Below are 17,547 nucleotides of genomic sequence, written 5' to 3'. Positions count from 1 at the left end.
CTTGCCATCTGCGGATCATGTGTTACCATGACAATCGTCTTCTTATATTCCGATGAAATCTTATTCAATGCATCAATTACAATTTTTCCTGACTTTGAGTCCAAATTTCCAGTTGGCTCATCTGCAAGGATTAAACCTGGATTGTTGATCAAAGCACGACATATGGCAACTCTCTGCTTTTCACCGCCAGATAATTCATATGGATTCTTCTTTAACAGATATTCTATCTGAAATTGTTCTGCATATTTCTTTGCTTCTGCAATCATTTTATTAATATTCTGTTTGCTTATGATCATCGGCAGCATAATATTCTCTTCCACTGATAGGCTGTCCATCAGATAAAAGTCCTGAAAAATAAATCCTATCCTGCTGTTCCGGATATCCGCAAGCTTGTCCCCGTACAGTTCACCGGTATCTTCTCCCATAAATTTAATTGTTCCATCCGTCGGTTTATCAATCATTCCGAGTGTCTTAAGCAAAGTTGTTTTACCACATCCGGATTTACCCATGATTCCAACGAATTCACCTTCTGTAACTTGAAAGCTGATTCCTTTTAAAACCTTTACATCTTCTTCGCTTTCTTTTATTACGGATTTTCTATAATTTCTTATTAAATTTTCAACTTCTAATACATTTGTTCTCATCTTTTAATTCTCCTTCAATTTTCTTAAAATATATCTCGCGAAGATCTCTTGAATAATTTCATTAAGTAAAATATAACTAACGACTAATATAATCCAATATTTGAAAAAAACATTTGATATTCCACCAGCCAGTTTTTGCTTATGAATGAATGCTCCTACATAAAGAATTCCAGTTACTAAACTAACACTCTCTGCAATTCGTCCTAATATTTTAATTTCAAAGAATGTGTTCCATTTCAATTGATTCTCCCGCATTCCCATACACTTAAAGAATTCATATCTTTTTTGCAGAGCAGGAAACTCCGTCAATGTTTTCAGGCTCATAATAAAAAAACCACTTAAAATTAATGCAATTATCAAAAAAATTTTACTAGACATACTAAACAATGCTCTCATTTTTTGACTTTTTAAATATTGGTCTGTTATATAAAGGTTATTCTGCAATTTTCCAATTTCATGATAATTAGATTTTTTGTTATATTGTTTTAATTTTTGACAAACCTGTTCACGTCTTGTTGTTGGGAAAGTAAATAATTCCAATTCAGACGCATTATCATTCTTCAGACTTGCATTCCATTGTTTATTAAAATACTCATCGGAAAATACAATAATATTTTCATGCCATCCGTCCGTTGAATATTTTCCAAGTACTGTTTGTGTACAAATTGATTGTATATTGAAATGTATATCTTTATTTTTCTTTACATCAATTAGTGTATCTGAATCTTGTTTTCCAAAATATTTACCTGCATATAATGTACTATATCCTTCCCAATAAGCAGAATCTTTGATGTCTTCTTGTTTTTCATCAGAATTCTCTATTCTAACGGCTATTTGATTTTCTTTTAAATTTAACGCCGGCGATTTTGAAAGCTTTCTATACGTTTTCTCTGAAATTCCAATATGATTTGCCCCATAATATGTGGATACACGCATCATAGGTACCTCGGTTAATGTTCCATTATATGTAGAAGCTAATTTTTTTGCGTATTCTTTATTGCCCTTTTCTGTTATCCAGATCATGTCATAAGGATATTGGTTTCTATATTGATCAAGCGGCAATAGTTCAGCCGTTTGTACAACAAGGTACGACAATGAGAAGAAATGAACCACAATAAGAAGTATCAATAAAATCATATGGTTCAGATATCTGCTATATAATTGATTCAGATCCAGCATATATCGATAATAAAAATTCTTGCATTTTTTAAGCAAATTCAAGAATAATGCAAGTCCAAAAACTACTGCCAATATTAATCCCATCAATAAAACACCATGTGCGTACAAATATTGCGTGTCTGAACCGCAATATAAAATTATGCCGGCCATCATCAAGACAATTCCAATAACTGCCAATATAATCCACATATAACTTATAGGTCTTTTCTCATTCTTTTTATCTTCTGCCATGAGCATTCCAAGACTTCGTCCATCTAACCATATCAGCAATACAACAAATACCAATATCATGATTGAGATACTTCCCAAGCATACATTTTTATAAATTTGATATCTTAACACATACATCCGTATATATTGAGGATAATACTTTACTAATAATCTCTGGATGATATAAAGAAGAATTCTTCCTGTTCCAATCCCCAAAATAAGAGAAATAACACAACCAATACAATATTCAAATAATAATAAAAGGCTGACAGCTTTTTTCTTCATTCCTAATATAAGAAACATGCTATAATCTTTAATTCTAAGTTTGATATAACATTTCATAGCATAAAACATTAACATCAATGTAATTACAGCAATAATACCTACTGCAATTTGAAAATCTGTTTTTAATGCTTCTGCTGTAACTTTATCTGTAATCGAATTTTTAATAATCGAACGAATTCCATAAAATACAAACAGCTCCATAATTGCAACAATATTACTCAAGAAAAACAAAATATAATTCTTTAAATTACTTCGAAAATTTTTATAGATTATTTTTGTTAACATCTACATTCCCCTCTCCATGTTGTAATCTGCAACTAGCTACTTTGCTCCACATAATAGTATAGTTCTACTTTACACCACATAGTAGTTATTGTCAATTCGATTACTTATCTATTGTCATGTTTTCTGGCTATGTTATAATATTGATAAATAGATTAGAAAATATCAGGTGATGCAATGTATGATAAATCTCAATTAATGCGTGGAACATTAGAAGGATGTATTTTAAAAATATTATCCAAAAATACATCTTATGGTTATGAAATTGTTACAACTCTTCTGGGTTATGGATTTAAAGATATAAAAGAAGGAACCATTTATCCATTATTGGTTCGTCTTGAAAAAAAAGGAATTATTACCTCTGAGATGCGCCCTTCTCCACTGGGTCCAAGTAGGAAATATTATTCCATTACACCAGATGGAGTAGAATATTTGAACGAATTTAAAACAAACTGGAAGCAGATATCCCAATCTGTAAACCAGATATTTGATACGGAGGTATAAAATCATGTTAAATAAAAAAGATCAAAGAATCATACGGCAAATGATACGCCATATTCGTACATTTCCTTTATCAGATTCTGAAATTAAGCAACTTGAACGGGATCTTACCGGAATGGCTCTTGAAGCTGAAAAACGTGGAGAAGATTTTGAAGATGTTTTGGACATGACCCCAACTGAATTTTGTGATGAATTGCTTTACTCTATCGGTGGCCGCAAGGCTCCAGGTGGTCGCTATCTGTTAAAAGGTGCCGGAATTTATTATCAATTAACAGGAATTCTTGGAACAGCATTTTTTTCACTAATCCTATTACTTGCATTATTTTATACAATTATAATTCCGTCCGAACTTGCACAAACCGGATTACTTGTATTATTTGTTGCAGCAATTGGTCTTACTTTCTTTTTGCTATCTTTATCATTTGGAAATATCGCTGAACGTGATTGTGGCACAACCGAAAAGTCTGCACAGCTTGTTAATAATGGAAAGATTTTGTTGGTAACGGCAGTTATCTTTGATATCGTGGCTACTCTTTATATGATTTTTAATGCTGGAGCGTCTGTAGGACATTTTAATTATAAGCTTCCGCTTCTTATGCAGGTTATTATCTTTTTTTCCTGTTATATGCCGGCAATTCTGTACATTATCGGTGCAAAGAGGAATCTGCCACGAGAGTATGCTTTTAATGATATATAGAAAATATTAGCTAATTATATAGAAAAGTCAGGAAGATTAAATATAATCAACCTGACTTTTTTATCAAAGATTATGATCAGTTTCTCTCTTTTCCTACTGGGCAAGCCCTCGCGAATTGCTTTCATGCAATTTAGTCAAAAAGAAAGACCCTGTATAAAACAGAGCCTCTGGCATTTTCTTTTGAGAGTCTGCATTCTCTAGCCAGATTGTGGTAAATGCCAAACCCTTATAAAACTCGCAAGGCATTATCCTCTGGCACAACACCTTACTTCTTCGCTTAACAGACACTCAAGTTGCCTGTTGGTATTATTATAATAAACTTTATGCAAACACGTCTACTATTTTTTATTCTCCTTATGAGTTATAATGATTAATGATATTAATTCAATAGTTGAACTAAAGCTACATGTAAAACCAATGAGTACAATAAAACTAAAAAAATGATTTATATACACATATCCAAATATCAGTGTCATTATAATACTACAAAATAATAAATACAAATAGTTTTTCATTAATCGTTTATAATCCATAACCATTCCCTTTAGCTTTTCTTAACATAGAGAATTTCCACTATTAGTTCTTCATACTTATGTTCATCAATAATGTATTTCCGTTTGATTAATATGTAAACAGCTACTTATGGTTCATTTTGAGATTTCTTGAATCCGTTTACTTTCACATGCCTCTGATATTTCATCCGTGCTGTGTTCCATATATTTCAAAAGTTCTATTAACTCTGGTGACACCAGCTCCGGATGTTTGCCCCTGGTATTCAGAAATCTTTTTGCTTCATAAGCAGTTCTCCTCTCTTGTACAGATACTATTCCTGTAAAGAAGAACCCTTTATCCTTACAAATATGATAACACATGATTTGTATATGTGCAGATGTTAGAATTCATCTGCGTGTTGATAGAATAACATGCCTGATATCTGTTTTCAATATGTAATTTAGAAATGCTCAATTTTTGTGAATCTTCTACAACTCTTTCGCTTTTCCGAGAATTTCCTGATAAAATGCATCCTGATTCCCGCTATTCTTCAAATCTTTCAGTATCACTCCATCTTTTAATAAAATCAACCGACTGCAATAACTTAATTAATTGCAAAGAATATGATGGCACAAACAAGCATTGGAATCATACCAATCACACTGAATATAATGCTTAATAACTTATATACTTTGGTATCGTAGCCCGGAATATACGACTTCTTTGGATTGTCTGGATTATATCGTATCTCGATTTTTGCCCCCTTCTGTGGGACATGATGTGATAGATATGCACCAGTATTCGTATATAGGACATTGTTAACTTCGTACTCGTATAATGGATAGAAACTCAGACTGTCTCCGGAATTTTTAGCCAAAATATCCTTCACTGTTGCAACTGTTGTAACTGAGCATCTCGTTGTTTTACTCCTGTTAATAAATCCTAAGATAAAGGCCGGTATCAGAAAACAAATTCCCAACCCGCATAATGTGAAAGCTAATCCAGGTTCCATATATATGCCTCTCTTGTCATCTTTCTGTATGACACTAATTCAATACATAATTTCTGGTCGTAATTCCACTGACTCTTCCCTTGGCATTGACAAGCACTGCCTTAAAGATAGTCTCGCCTTCCGGCATCTCTACCGGTCCGGTGTATTTCGTGGATGAAGTTGTCGGTTCTGACTTGTCGGTTGTATAATATGCCGTATATCCATCCGGTACTTTAATCTCAATCTCCTGGGCACTGCTGTACTGTCCGGTTGACGGAGATACTGCCGGTGCATCCTCAATTGGAAGTTCTACGGTATATGATTTCCTTACAGGGAGACTTGGAATGCCGGCTTTATTTACCGCAATTGCATAGATAGTTGTGTCACCTTCTTCAATCTGGATCGGTCCGGTATACTTGTGGCTTCCTGTTGTTGGTTTTTTCTTATTCTTTGTGTAATAAATTTTACATCCGGATGCTGCCGTCAGCTTTAACTGCTGGACATCATCATAATCTTCTCCGTCATCCAGACTGAATTTCGGAGTTTTTACTATATATTCCGGAAGTGCGTCTGATATCGAAGAATCAGCTTCATCCAGAAGTTCCGGAATCTTCTCTTTCTGATCAGAACGAATATAGAATTTGATACATGCACGGTATAATTCTATATTCTCCCCCTGCTTTTTCAGTGCAGATGTAAATAAACGTTCTGCTTTATCTGCATTGTCCTGTGCCTGATATACCTTGGAAAGGCCGGTATAGGCTTCCGGTCTGGTATCATCTTTTGCCAGTGCGTTGCGGAAGCTGTCCTCGGCGGTCGTATAGTCATTCCGGCCAAGCGCCCGATTTCCTTTGTTCACTGCACCGATATACGATGTCAGATAAGCAAATACGCCGACCACAGCTATGATCAGAAGCAAAAACATGGCAAGTAATAAAGCGCGTTTTTTCTTTTTCTTACGTCTTGCTTTCTGTCTTGCACGTTCACGGTTTCTACGCCTGCGTTCTTCTTCGCTCATCTGCCGGCCGCCACTATGGCTGGTGTTCCGATTGCGGCCGGAAGCATTTCTTGCTGCTCCTGCAGTTCTTCCCGCATTTCTATTATTTCTATTTCGGGTTGAACGTGTCGTATATGAGTCATTGTATATATCTTCATCACCATCTATTGCACCTTTGATCTGTGCTGTAAGCATATCATCTAATGGGTTGTAGTCCGGAACAATGCGGACCTCTTTTCCGCAATGTCTGCAATACAATTCCCCTTCAGGTATTCTCTGACCACAATACCTACATCTCATCTTATGCCATCCTCCTACTGTGAATACTATCTTTTATCCATTTTTCTCATTCAAATATTGTTCAAATTCTTCAGAAGACATCAGAACTTTCCGAGGTTTTGTCCCCTCTTCCGGTCCGACAGCTCCTGCCTCACATAACTGATCCATAATTCTTGCCGCACGGTTAAATCCTATCTTAAAAGCCCGTTGTAACATTCCGATGGATGCTTTTTCTTTTTCGATAATCAGTCTTCCTGCATCTGCAAAATATGCATCATTTTCATTATCATCATTTCCGCCTGCTCCGCCAAGTGGATTGCCGGTCGGAACCGTATTCATGTGAGTCTCTATTTCCTGATTATATGTAACATCTCCGTTGTGTTCACACAGATATTCCACAACCTGCTGTACTTCCTTATCCGTCACAAAGGAACCCTGCACCCTGGCCGGTTTCTGATATCCGGATGGATAGAACAGCATATCACCTTTTCCGAGAAGCTTTTCTGCCCCGTTCATATCAATGATCGTTCTGGAATCGACTCCCGATGATACGGAAAATGCGATTCTGGAAGGCATATTTGCTTTGATCAATCCGGTGATGACATTCACAGATGGTCTCTGTGTTGCGAGCACCAGATGGATTCCGGCTGCTCTGGCAAGCTGTGCCAGACGGCAGATGGCTTCTTCCACATCTCCCGGAGCAACCATCATCAGATCGGCAAGCTCGTCAACGATGATAATGATCTGCGGCATCGGATCCAGCTTTTCTCCCTCTTCTGTCTGCACGCCGAGGCTTTTGATCTTCTCATTATATCCCTTCATATCGCGGACGTTATATTTGGCAAATGCCTGATAACGTCTGGACATCTCTCCCACTGCCCAGTTCAGTGCACCTGCCGCTTTTTTCGGGTCGGTGACAACCGGAATCAGCAGATGTGGAATGCCGTTATAGACGCTCAGCTCTACGACCTTCGGATCGATCATGATCAGTTTTACTTCATCGGGATCCGCTTTGTATAACACACTCATGATCAGGGTGTTGATACATACGGATTTTCCGGAACCGGTCGCACCGGCGATCAGGACATGCGGCATCTTTGCAATATCCGCAACGACTGTCTTTCCTCCGATATCTTTACCGACGGCAAATGATATCTTGGAAGGGCTGTTCTGGAATTCCGGTGATTCCAGAAGGTCACGCAGCATAACTGCGCTGTTCTCTTTATTCGGGACTTCGATTCCTACTGCTGCTTTTCCGGGGATCGGAGCCTCAATACGGATATCTGCGGCTGCAAGATTCAGCTTGATATCATCGGCAAGTCCGACGATCTTGCTGACCTTAACACCCATTTCCGGCTGTAATTCATATCTGGTGACAGACGGACCACAGCTTACATTCGTAATCGTTACATTTACACCAAAGTTTTCCAGTGTCTGCTGTAACTTCATAGCTGTTTCACGCAAATGTGCATCTGATTCACCGCCGCCGCGTTTTCCGTGCTGAAGCAGTGATAACGGCGGGCATTTGTATGCCTTTTTCGGTTTTGTAGAATCGGCTGCAACACTGGCTGCAACATCCGCAACTTCATCTGCCATTCCTGCAGCACCCATCTTAGGATTTTTCCGCCGCGTTGGTTTTTCTTCCGGTGCTGTACCTGCTGCAGATTCTGCAGCGTTTTTAACAGGTTCCGTTCCTGTATCTGCCGTATCAGATGCTTCCGGTTCCGGATCCGCACGGTGAATGACAAATTCCGGTTTTTCCGGTCCTTTCGCTGTCTTTGGATCGATCGGAAGTTCTCTTACTTCCGGTGATTTCTTCGCAATAGAGGTATCAAAGGAAACCCCTTCTACATGTTTGTCTCTTCGTTTTTCCGTGCCGGAAGCTTCCGCTTCTGCCCGTTCTCTTTCACGTTGCGTCCGCTGTTCCATGCGTTCGCGTTTTCGTTCTTCTGCAAGTTCTTTGTGCCGTCTGGCATCTTCTCTTGCTCTCGCATATGCCTTATCACTGCCGGCCTTTACACCTCTTAATGCTGACTTTCCGGTGATAATGACGAGACAAATAATCATAAAGATGATCGTAATAACATAAGTTCCTGCCACACCGATTGCAGGTGTCAGAACAGATGCTACAGATTTTCCGATCTTGCCGCCCATGTCATCGATAAGGTGTAACAATACTTCTGCAAGGATCAGAAGGATCACGCCGATCAGACTCTTGACATATGCATTGCGGTTGTCTTTATTCGATATCAGAAATGATACAAGTCCGAACAGGATAAAAGGGATCACATAGGCTGCAACACCAAAGACATTCCATAAAAATCCAGATATCGCATCTCCTAAGAATCCTGCAATGCCAAAATTACTGATCAGAAGAATAATGCTGACTGCAAGAGTTGTCCAGATCAGAATCTCATCTATCAGAAAACTATTACCGTTTCCGGTTGATTTCCGGCCGGCAGTTTTTCTTTTCCCGGTTGTTTTTTTCGTTGCTTTTCTTGTTGTTTTTTTATTCGAAGACGGCTTTTTTGCTATCGTATTCGTCTTTTTTCCAGTTGTTTTACTTTTGGTAGACTTTGCTGCCATTACAACTCCCCCTTATGATGGCAATACTAATTATAATTATAGCATTTAGGGGTTTTGATGTCATTACACATTTTCGTTCTTTTTTTTATTTCTTTCATTGATCATTTCGTGCAATTTATTCAATGCGTCTTTTAATCCGCCGACTTCATTGATGAGTCCTTCGTGTACCGCATCTTTTCCTTCCAGCAATGTCCCGACATCTTTTACCAGTTCTGTCGGATTTAACATCAGGGTCTCGATCCGCTCCTGTGTCATAGACGAGTGATCTGCCAGGAATCTGGTGATCCTGTCCTGTGTTCTCAGCATATTATCCAGGCTTTGCTGCACACCGATAAACATCCCGTTCGAGCGCACCGGATGAATGATCATTGTCCCGCTTGGCACAATAAAGGAATAGTCCGCAGATACGGCAAGCGGGCCTCCGATGGAATGACTTCCTCCAAGAACCAGTGACACAGACGGTTTACTGAGTGAGGCGATCATTTCTGCAATGGAGAGTCCTGCTTCCACATCGCCGCCAAGTGTATTCAGAAGAATTAGTAATCCGTCGATCTCATTGCTGTCTTCGACTTCCGCAAGCAAAGGAAGTAAGTGCTCGTATTTGGTTGCCTTGGTGTTTCCCGATACTGCTTCATGGCCTTCAATCTCTCCTACAATAGTAAGTAATTTGATCCGGTGGCTGTCCCTGCTGTTCTCAAGATTGGCGCTTCCTGTTTCTTTCAGTTCTTCAGTCGGTTCCGCACTTTTTTCTTTTTCCTTTTTCTCTTCACTCATAAAAAATACCTCCATACTTTTTTCTTAGTATGGAGGTATCGGATTCTTTTTATTCATCCCAGTTATGATATACATCCTGAACGTCATCGTCATCATCCAGCATATCCAGAGTTTTCTGAATATTGGCGATATCTTTTGCGTCTGTCAGTTCTACATATGTCTGAGGAATCATTGTTACTTCAGCAGATGCCATAGGAATTCCTGCTTCTTCCATTGCAAGACGGACTGCACTAAAATCGTCCGGATCAGTCAATACTTCAAAGCTGTCTTCCTCTTCTACAAAATCTTCGGCTCCTGCATCGAGTACCTGCATCATCAGCTCATCGGCATCGCCTTCGTATTCTTCTTTATCGATTACGATCTGACCTTTCTTATCGAACATGAATGATACACATCCAGGTGTTCCTACATTACCGTTTCCCTTTGTAAATGCGTTCTTTACGTTAGATGCTGTACGGTTCTTGTTATCTGTAAGAGTCTCTACGATGATAGCTGTACCGTTCGGTCCATAGCCTTCGTATGTAATGTGCTCATAGTTTGCCGCACTCATATCTCCGGATGCACGTTTGATATTTCTTTCGATGGTATCATTCGGCATGTTATTAGATTTTGCTTTTGCAATTACGTCACGTAATCTGCTGTTGTTAGAAGGATCAGAACTTCCGCCTTCTTTTACAGCTACTGCAATCTCTTTACCGATCTTTGTAAAAATCTTTCCTTTTGCAGCATCATTTTTCTCTTTCTTATGCTTAATATTGGCAAATTTTGAATGTCCTGACATGTCTTTTACCTCTCTTTATCTATTTGTTTTTATCTTTTTTTAAAATTGTATTATTACACACGTTGTCTATTCTATCACGCTTCGAAAACTTTTTCAATCTTAACTGTCTGAATTATATTATTATCGATCTGTAATACCGTGAAACGATAGCCGTCATAGTCAACAACACAGGTTTCGTCTTCTCCGGGGATGTGTTCCAGTTTATCGATCAGAAATCCATTCAGTGTCTCATAATCTTCTTTGTCAAATGTTACCGGAATCAGATCTTCCAGATCCTCCAGTTCAGTCAGACCATTGACAATCATACTTCCGTCATTCTGTTTTTTGATCATTTCGTCTTCTTCATCATATTCATCCAGAATATTTCCGACGATCTCTTCCAGGATATCTTCCATTGCGACAAGGCCGGAAGTCTGTCCGTATTCGTCCAGCACAACGACCATATGATTTTTAGCCGCCTGCATTTCTTTGAAAAGAGTATCAATGCTCTTTGTTTCAGGAATATATGTAACCGGACGGAGGTATTCCTCCAGATTTTTTACCGGACATTGCCGTTTTGACTTGTCCAGATAGCCGGACGTTGCATCTCTCAGATGAATGATCCCGATGATCTCATCGATATCTTCCTGATAGACCGGAAATCTTGAAAAGCGTTCATCCAGCATGAATTGCAAAGCCTCTTCCAGTGACCAGTCTCCATCGATTGCTACAATATTTTTTCGGTGGGTCATAATATCCTTTGCATCCTTATCCATATAACGGAAAATATTGCGGATCAGACCTGCCGCTTCTTTCTGCATCTCTTCGTCCATTTCATCTTCGTGAAATATCTGTTTCATTCGTTGGAATAAACTTCCCTCTTCCATAATTAATTATCCTTAACTCCTTCTCTATGTATGAAGCTCGAAACTGATTCGAATTGCTTCATCAACCTTGTTCATTATCTCTTCGTCCAGATGACATACCAGATCCTTAAGTCTCTGCTTATCGATCGTACGGATCTGTTCCAGTAAAACCACGGAATTTCTGACAATATGATACCTTCTTGCGTCAATTTCCACATGTGTCGGTAATTTTGCTTTGTTCATCCTTGAGGTGATCGCCGCACAGATGACGGTCGGGCTATGCCTGTTGCCAACATCATTCTGTATGATCAGGACTGGACGAATTCCACCCTGTTCCGATCCGACTACCGGACTTAAATCCGCATAATAAATATCTCCTCGTTTCACCTGCACCTTGCTTCACACTCCGATTCTTAAGATATACTAAGTATTTCCCTTTTTCTCGGATGTATTCTGCAAAATTTCAAGAACACACGGCCATTTAAAAACTGTCGACCTGTTCTACGACTTCTCCATGCCGGATGTATTCTCTCGGAATACGTTTATTTAACACACACACAAATTCATAATTAAATCTACCGGAAAGTTCTCCCAGTTTATCAACAGAAAGGAACTCTTTTCCATCACGTCCGAAGATGACAACCTTATCTCCGAATTCTACATCTTCAATTGCCGTTACATCAACCATGAACTGATCCATGCATACACGACCGATGATCGGTGCTTTTTGTCCGTGGATCAGGACGTAGCCTTTATTGGACAGACTTCTTGGATACCCGTCTCCGTATCCGACCGGAATCGTCGCCACCTTTGTCGGACGTGTTGTGATATAAGTTCCTCCATAACTTACCGGCTTTCCTTCCGTCAGCCATTTTACATGTGCAACATGGCTGATCAGTTCCATTGCAGGTTTTAATGGTACTTTATCTTTTTCCACCTCATCGGACGGATACATTCCATATGTTGTAATTCCCGCACGCACAATATCCATATTGGCTTCTTCCAGATCAATGATGCCGGCACTGTTGGAACAATGATAATACGTGAATGTAACGTTACGCTTTTTCAATTCCTCTTTCATCCAGAGGTATTTCTCCAACTGTTCTTTTGTAAATGTCTTATCTTCTTCATCGGATTTGGCAAAATGCGTGAACATACCTTCCATTACCAGATTCGGCAGCTTGCTGATTCTGGCGATCTCATCTGCATTTTCCTTCGTAATCTGGAAACCAAGTCTTGCCATTCCTGTATCAAGCTTAATATGGACATAGACGTTACATCCCATAGCTTCGGCAAGCTCAGATACTTCTTTTGCCATCTCATAGCTGTAAACGGTCATACGTATCTCGTTACGGATCATTACATCCCACTGATCAGGGAAAATGCATCCCAGTACCAGTACTGGCTTTTTCAGGCATGCATCCTTGATCAGTATCGCCTCGTCCAATGTGGCAACGGCATATCCCCAGATGTAATCCATCGGCTCCAAAAGTTTTGCGATCTGGACAGCCCCGTGCCCATAACCATCCATTTTGATGACTGCCATCATCTGGGTATTCTTATGAATATTTTTTTTCATCATTTCTATATTATATTCAACCGCATCTAAATTGACTCTGGCTAAAACTCTTGTATATTGCTTCACTGTTATTCTTCCTCCAGTTTCATTAATGCTTTACTGATATATTCTATCAGATCTCTCGCCATTACACTATATACGCCTTTTTCAAATTTTGCAAGGTCACCGGACAATCCATGTATATATGTGCCTAATTCTGCAGCATCTTCCGCTTCTTTTTCCTGCACCATCCATCCGGAGATCACGCCGGCGAGAACATCTCCCGATCCGGCTTTTGCCATCGCACTGTTCCCGGTAAGGTTCATACGTATACCTTTCTCTTCGCTTGCGATCAGAGTTCTCGAATCTTTCAGTACACAGGTAATCCGGTATCTTGAAATAAAATCTTTCAGGATCTGGATCCTGTCTGCTTTCAGTTCCTCTACAGGAGTGCCTGTAAGTCTTGACATTTCTTTCATATGCGGTGTGATCACAAATCTGCGCTCGGCCATCTGATTCAGATAATTTTTATTTTCTGCAAGAAGATTCAGTCCGTCTGCATCGATCAGACACGGTACTTTTACATATTCAATCACAGTTTTTAATATTTTTTCGGAAAGCCTGCTCATTCCAAGGCCCGAACCGATACATACGCTATCTGCCCATGTAAGAAGTGATAACAGTTCTTCTTTATTATATTCCTCATATGTTGTGACAATTGCTTCCGGAAGGAGTGTCTGTAAGATTTCCCGATTATCTGAGGAAGTGTATATTCTCACCAGTCCTGCTCCTGTCATGTAAGCGGCATGCGCATTCAGATAAGCGGCCCCGGCCATTCCTTTGCTTCCGGCTATCACGAGGAGTCTTCCGTACGTGCCTTTATTTGAATCTTCCGGTCTGTCCGGCAGCATCTTCCGATAGATATCTTTTCCGGCTGTCCGGACTATTTCCTGATCCTCACAGATAGAATCTGTAGAAATGCCGATATCCGGCACGATAACCCTGCCGGCCATAGTTCTGCCCTGTGACAGTTCCAGACCAATCTTTTTTAACTGGAATGTCACTGTATAGTCCGCTTTGAAAGCGCAGCCCAGGATACAGCCTGTTGTGGCAGAAAGTCCGGACGGGATATCTACCGCAAATTTTGTTCCCCTCATCCGGTTCATCTGTTCGATCACCTGACGATATCTGCCCTCTACTTTACGACTCAACCCCACTCCAAAGACAGCATCTATGACCACACTATAGGAGTCTTCCTGCGGCATTCCATAAGTAATCTTCCCGCCGCATTCCTGTAAGCGGTGCATCTGTTCCTGTGTTTCCTCGGTATAATGTTCCGGGTTTCCCACACAAAATGTCTCTACGGAGTATCTGTTATTTTGTAAAATGCGGGCAATTGCGAAACCGTCCCCTCCATTATTACCCGAACCACAGACAACACAGACATGCGAAAGATCAACCTTTTCATCTTCTAATACCTGTACACACGCCTGCGCCGCATGTTCCATCAATTCCAGGGAAGGAACCCCTAATTTTTGAATTGTATACTGATCTGCTGCTTTCATCTGTGCTGCATTCACCCAAAGCTGCATCCAATCATCTCCCATCAAGTCCTGCTTTATACTTACCGCAACAAAAGAACGTGTAAAAATATGTCCATCTTCCGGACTACTCCTACACGCCTTTTTCTTTTATAATAATTTACTTATGATCCTCTTTGTAACGACTGATATTGTATGACAGCTGCATCAGGCTTTCTGACAGATGTACATTCTCGACAACAATATTATCTGGAAGATTCAGATCTGTGTGCGCAAAGTTCCAAATTGCACGCACTCCGTTATCAACCAGCATATTCGCCACTTCAATTGCTTTCTCTTTTGGAATCGTCAGCACTGCAATATCAATATTATTGTTCTGTACAAATGCTTTCAGGTCATCCATCATGCGGATCGGTACGCCTCGGATAGAGACACCCTGAAGTCTTGGATTTACATCAAAGATTCCCTTCAGGATAAATCCACGGTTCTCAAAAGCTGCATAATTTGCCAGTGCCTGTCCAAGATTACCGGCACCGATGATAATGATATTATGATCTTCTTCCAATCCTAAAATTTTTCCGATCTCTGTATATAAATACTTTACGTTATAACCATATCCCTGCTGGCCGAATCCGCCAAAGTTATTCAGATCCTGACGAATCTGTGATGCAGTCACCTTCATACGCTTACTCAGATCGTTCGAAGATATACGCTCTACACCATTTTCCAGCAGTTCACCCAAATATCTGTAATACCTCGGCAATCTACGAATGACTGCACGAGAAATCTCTCTTTCTTCCACTATATTCACCCTTCCAATCATAGTCTGAAATAATTATATAAAATTGAAAGATTATTGTCAAACTATTGTTGAATTTTATACAATTTCCGTTATAATAAAATAGCATGTGCAAATGCATTTTACGAATACGAATGTATCAATTATCCACAACGCAGGAGGAAATATATGATATTAGCATGTCACGGGATCCAGAAATCTTTCGGTGAACACCTCATCGTCAGAGATGGATCCTTCCATATAGAAGATCACGAAAAAGCAGCTCTTGTCGGACCGAACGGTGCCGGTAAGTCTACTCTGCTCAAAATGATTGTAGGCGAATCAGCCCCGGATGACGGCAACGTCATTCTGACAAAAGGTAAGACGCTTGGCTATCTTGCCCAGCATCAGGAGATGCAAAGCGGTAATACGATCTATGAAGAAGTCCGCACCGCAAAGGCCGATATAATCGCTATGGAGCGCCGTATCCGCGAGATTGAGATGGAACTTAAGCATCTCTCCGGTGACGCTCTGAACGACCGTCTGGAAACTTACAATCGCCTTATGGCCACTTTTGAACGTGAGAATGGCTATTCTTGCGAAAGTGAGATTACCGGTGTGTTAAAAGGACTTGGATTTACGGAAAATGATTTCACCAAACCGGTCGACACTCTCTCCGGAGGACAGAAAACCCGTGTATCTCTTGGCAAGCTTCTGTTAACGAAACCAGACATTTTGCTTCTTGATGAGCCAACCAACCATCTGGATCTGAATTCCATTGCATGGCTTGAAACCTATCTTCTAAACTACCAGGGAGCTGTGCTGATCGTGTCTCACGACCGTTATTTTTTGAACAAAGTTGTCACGAAAGTTCTTGAAATCGAGCTTGGAGAACTTCGTACTTATATGGGAAACTACAGTGACTATGCAGCAAAGAAGCAGCAGCTTCGCGACATACGCCTGAAGGAGTATCTTAACCAGCAGCAGGAAATCAAGCATCAGGAGGCAGTTATCGAAAAGCTTCGTTCTTTCAACCGTGAAAAATCCATCAAACGTGCCGAAAGCCGTGAAAAGATGTTGGAAAAGATGCAGACTATCGAAAAACCGATAGAAGTTAATACAGATATACATCTGAAACTGGAACCATCCTGTGTAAGCGGCAATGATGTCCTGACTGTTGAACATTTAAGCAAATCTTTCCCCGGACAGGAGCTTTTTACAGACGTTAATCTTGAGATCAAACGAGGTGAACATGTTGCAGTAATCGGTGATAACGGGACAGGAAAGACTACGCTTCTTAAGATTTTAAACCGTGTGGTATCTGCCGATTCCGGTACTTATACACTTGGCTCCAATGTTAAGATCGGCTACTACGATCAGGAACATCATGTCCTTCATATGGAGAAAACAATTTTTGACGAGATTTCCGATGATTATCCGACTCTTACGAATACGGAAATCCGGAATGTGCTTGCAGCATTTCTTTTTACCGGTGATGATGTCTTCAAACAGATCAGTTCTTTGAGCGGTGGGGAACGCGGACGTGTATCTCTTGCGAAACTGATGCTCTCTGAAGCAAATTTCCTGATCCTCGACGAGCCGACCAACCATTTGGACATCGCATCCAAAGAAATCCTTGAGAATGCTTTGAATGATTATACCGGCACCGTACTTTATGTCTCTCATGACCGTTATTTCATCAATCAGACCGCTTCACGGATTCTAGATCTTGTCAATCATACATTTGTAAATTATATCGGAAATTATGACTATTATCTGGAGAAAAAAGAAGAACTCACTACCGCATATGCCGGAGCAGCTTCTACATCTTCATCCGTTTCAGATAACAGTACAGACAAGAATGTATCCGAGTCAAAACTCAGCTGGCAGGAGCAAAAGGAAGCCCAGGCAAGACTCCGCAAACGTCAGAATGAGCTTAAAAAAACGGAAGAACGTATCGGTGAACTGGAAGACCGCGACGGTGAGATTGATGCCCTGATGGTTCAGGAAGAAATCTTCACCAACTCTGTAAAATGCCAGGAATTGGCAAAAGAAAAAGCCACCATAGCGGAAGAATTAGAAGAATTATATATGAAATGGGAGGAATTAGCGGAAGACGCTTAATTT

At 40.1% G+C, this 17,547-nt stretch carries 15 protein-coding genes; 3 read left to right on the top strand and 12 right to left on the bottom strand.

The genetic code is table 11. The features are described from left to right. Both OCV72_RS14295 and OCV72_RS14290 read right to left on the bottom strand, forming a co-directional pair. Positions 1–644 (bottom strand): ABC transporter ATP-binding protein (locus OCV72_RS14295; protein WP_055284526.1); only part of this gene is annotated, 644 nt, incomplete at its 3' end. A 3-nt stretch (positions 645–647) separates the two neighbouring features. Further along, positions 648–2,603, bottom strand: a complete 1,956-nt coding sequence (locus OCV72_RS14290; RefSeq protein WP_055284524.1) for an ABC transporter permease — start codon at positions 2,601–2,603, stop codon at positions 648–650. 174 nt (positions 2,604–2,777) lie between these two features. Between OCV72_RS14290 and OCV72_RS14285 the strand changes: the two genes are divergently transcribed. After that, complete coding sequence (locus OCV72_RS14285) at positions 2,778–3,104, top strand: PadR family transcriptional regulator (protein ID WP_055284522.1); 327 nt, start codon at positions 2,778–2,780, stop codon at positions 3,102–3,104. A gap of 4 nt (positions 3,105–3,108) precedes the next feature. Next, on the top strand, positions 3,109–3,798 hold the full coding sequence (locus OCV72_RS14280) for a hypothetical protein (RefSeq protein ID WP_055284520.1): 690 nt from the start codon (positions 3,109–3,111) through the stop codon (positions 3,796–3,798). Positions 3,799–4,894: 1,096 nt separating this feature from the next. Here OCV72_RS14280 and OCV72_RS14275 read toward each other — a convergent pair. From OCV72_RS14275 to OCV72_RS14230, 10 genes are all read right to left on the bottom strand, one after another. Next, complete coding sequence (locus OCV72_RS14275; RefSeq protein ID WP_055284514.1) at positions 4,895–5,302, bottom strand: DUF3592 domain-containing protein; 408 nt, start codon at positions 5,300–5,302, stop codon at positions 4,895–4,897. Between the two features lie 34 nt (positions 5,303–5,336). After that, entirely contained in the window at positions 5,337–6,578 is a 1,242-nt protein-coding gene (locus OCV72_RS14270) for a chitobiase/beta-hexosaminidase C-terminal domain-containing protein (RefSeq protein WP_055284511.1), read from the bottom strand. A 33-nt stretch (positions 6,579–6,611) separates the two neighbouring features. Then, positions 6,612–9,143, bottom strand: coding sequence for an FtsK/SpoIIIE family DNA translocase (locus OCV72_RS14265; protein ID WP_081021083.1), 2,532 nt, complete (start codon positions 9,141–9,143; stop codon positions 6,612–6,614). 63 nt (positions 9,144–9,206) lie between these two features. Next, a complete protein-coding gene (locus OCV72_RS14260; RefSeq protein ID WP_055284509.1) occupies positions 9,207–9,917 on the bottom strand; it encodes a ClpP family protease in 711 nt (236 codons plus the stop codon). Between the two features lie 49 nt (positions 9,918–9,966). Continuing rightward, the gene (locus OCV72_RS14255; protein WP_055284507.1) at positions 9,967–10,698 is read right to left on the bottom strand and encodes a YebC/PmpR family DNA-binding transcriptional regulator; all 732 of its coding nucleotides are present in this window, start codon (positions 10,696–10,698) and stop codon (positions 9,967–9,969) included. A 74-nt stretch (positions 10,699–10,772) separates the two neighbouring features. Beyond that, a complete protein-coding gene (locus OCV72_RS14250; protein ID WP_055284505.1) occupies positions 10,773–11,564 on the bottom strand; it encodes a hemolysin family protein in 792 nt (263 codons plus the stop codon). Between the two features lie 24 nt (positions 11,565–11,588). Continuing rightward, positions 11,589–11,936: a type II toxin-antitoxin system PemK/MazF family toxin gene (locus tag OCV72_RS14245; RefSeq protein WP_055284503.1), complete on the bottom strand. Its 348-nt coding sequence runs from the start codon at positions 11,934–11,936 to the stop codon at positions 11,589–11,591. Between the two features lie 88 nt (positions 11,937–12,024). Further along, a complete protein-coding gene (gene alr, locus OCV72_RS14240) occupies positions 12,025–13,188 on the bottom strand; it encodes an alanine racemase (protein WP_028086222.1) in 1,164 nt (387 codons plus the stop codon). A gap of 2 nt (positions 13,189–13,190) precedes the next feature. Further along, positions 13,191–14,708, bottom strand: coding sequence for an NAD(P)H-hydrate dehydratase (locus OCV72_RS14235; RefSeq protein ID WP_242859270.1), 1,518 nt, complete (start codon positions 14,706–14,708; stop codon positions 13,191–13,193). A 94-nt stretch (positions 14,709–14,802) separates the two neighbouring features. Next, positions 14,803–15,444 carry a redox-sensing transcriptional repressor Rex gene (locus OCV72_RS14230; RefSeq protein WP_028086220.1) on the bottom strand — a complete coding sequence of 214 codons (642 nt, stop codon included), beginning with the start codon at positions 15,442–15,444 and terminating at the stop codon, positions 14,803–14,805. 165 nt (positions 15,445–15,609) lie between these two features. Between OCV72_RS14230 and OCV72_RS14225 the strand changes: the two genes are divergently transcribed. After that, entirely contained in the window at positions 15,610–17,544 is a 1,935-nt protein-coding gene (locus OCV72_RS14225) for an ABC-F family ATP-binding cassette domain-containing protein (RefSeq protein WP_055284501.1), read from the top strand. Positions 17,545–17,547: the final 3 nt, after the last annotated feature.

It is taken from the genome of Dorea amylophila, from assembly GCF_025567265.1.
GTDB classification, from domain to species: domain Bacteria; phylum Bacillota; class Clostridia; order Lachnospirales; family Lachnospiraceae; genus Dorea_A; species Dorea_A amylophila.
The sequence above is the reverse complement of the archived record's forward strand: the minus strand, read 5'-3'. Positions and strand labels throughout refer to the sequence as shown.

What these genes read in the sequence shown, in the direction of transcription:
- OCV72_RS14290 (WP_055284524.1), bottom strand. Translation starts at nt 2,603, where the DNA reads ATGTTAACAAAAATAATCTATAAAAATTTTCGAAGTAATTTAAAGAAT.
- OCV72_RS14285 (WP_055284522.1), top strand. Translation starts at nt 2,778, where the DNA reads ATGTATGATAAATCTCAATTAATGCGTGGAACATTAGAAGGATGTATT.
- OCV72_RS14280 (WP_055284520.1), top strand. Translation starts at nt 3,109, where the DNA reads ATGTTAAATAAAAAAGATCAAAGAATCATACGGCAAATGATACGCCAT.
- OCV72_RS14275 (WP_055284514.1), bottom strand. Translation starts at nt 5,302, where the DNA reads ATGGAACCTGGATTAGCTTTCACATTATGCGGGTTGGGAATTTGTTTT.
- OCV72_RS14270 (WP_055284511.1), bottom strand. Translation starts at nt 6,578, where the DNA reads ATGAGATGTAGGTATTGTGGTCAGAGAATACCTGAAGGGGAATTGTAT.
- OCV72_RS14265 (WP_081021083.1), bottom strand. Translation starts at nt 9,143, where the DNA reads ATGGCAGCAAAGTCTACCAAAAGTAAAACAACTGGAAAAAAGACGAAT.
- OCV72_RS14260 (WP_055284509.1), bottom strand. Translation starts at nt 9,917, where the DNA reads ATGAGTGAAGAGAAAAAGGAAAAAGAAAAAAGTGCGGAACCGACTGAA.
- OCV72_RS14255 (WP_055284507.1), bottom strand. Translation starts at nt 10,698, where the DNA reads ATGTCAGGACATTCAAAATTTGCCAATATTAAGCATAAGAAAGAGAAA.
- OCV72_RS14250 (WP_055284505.1), bottom strand. Translation starts at nt 11,564, where the DNA reads ATGGAAGAGGGAAGTTTATTCCAACGAATGAAACAGATATTTCACGAA.
- OCV72_RS14235 (WP_242859270.1), bottom strand. Translation starts at nt 14,708, where the DNA reads ATGGGAGATGATTGGATGCAGCTTTGGGTGAATGCAGCACAGATGAAA.
- OCV72_RS14225 (WP_055284501.1), top strand. Translation starts at nt 15,610, where the DNA reads ATGATATTAGCATGTCACGGGATCCAGAAATCTTTCGGTGAACACCTC.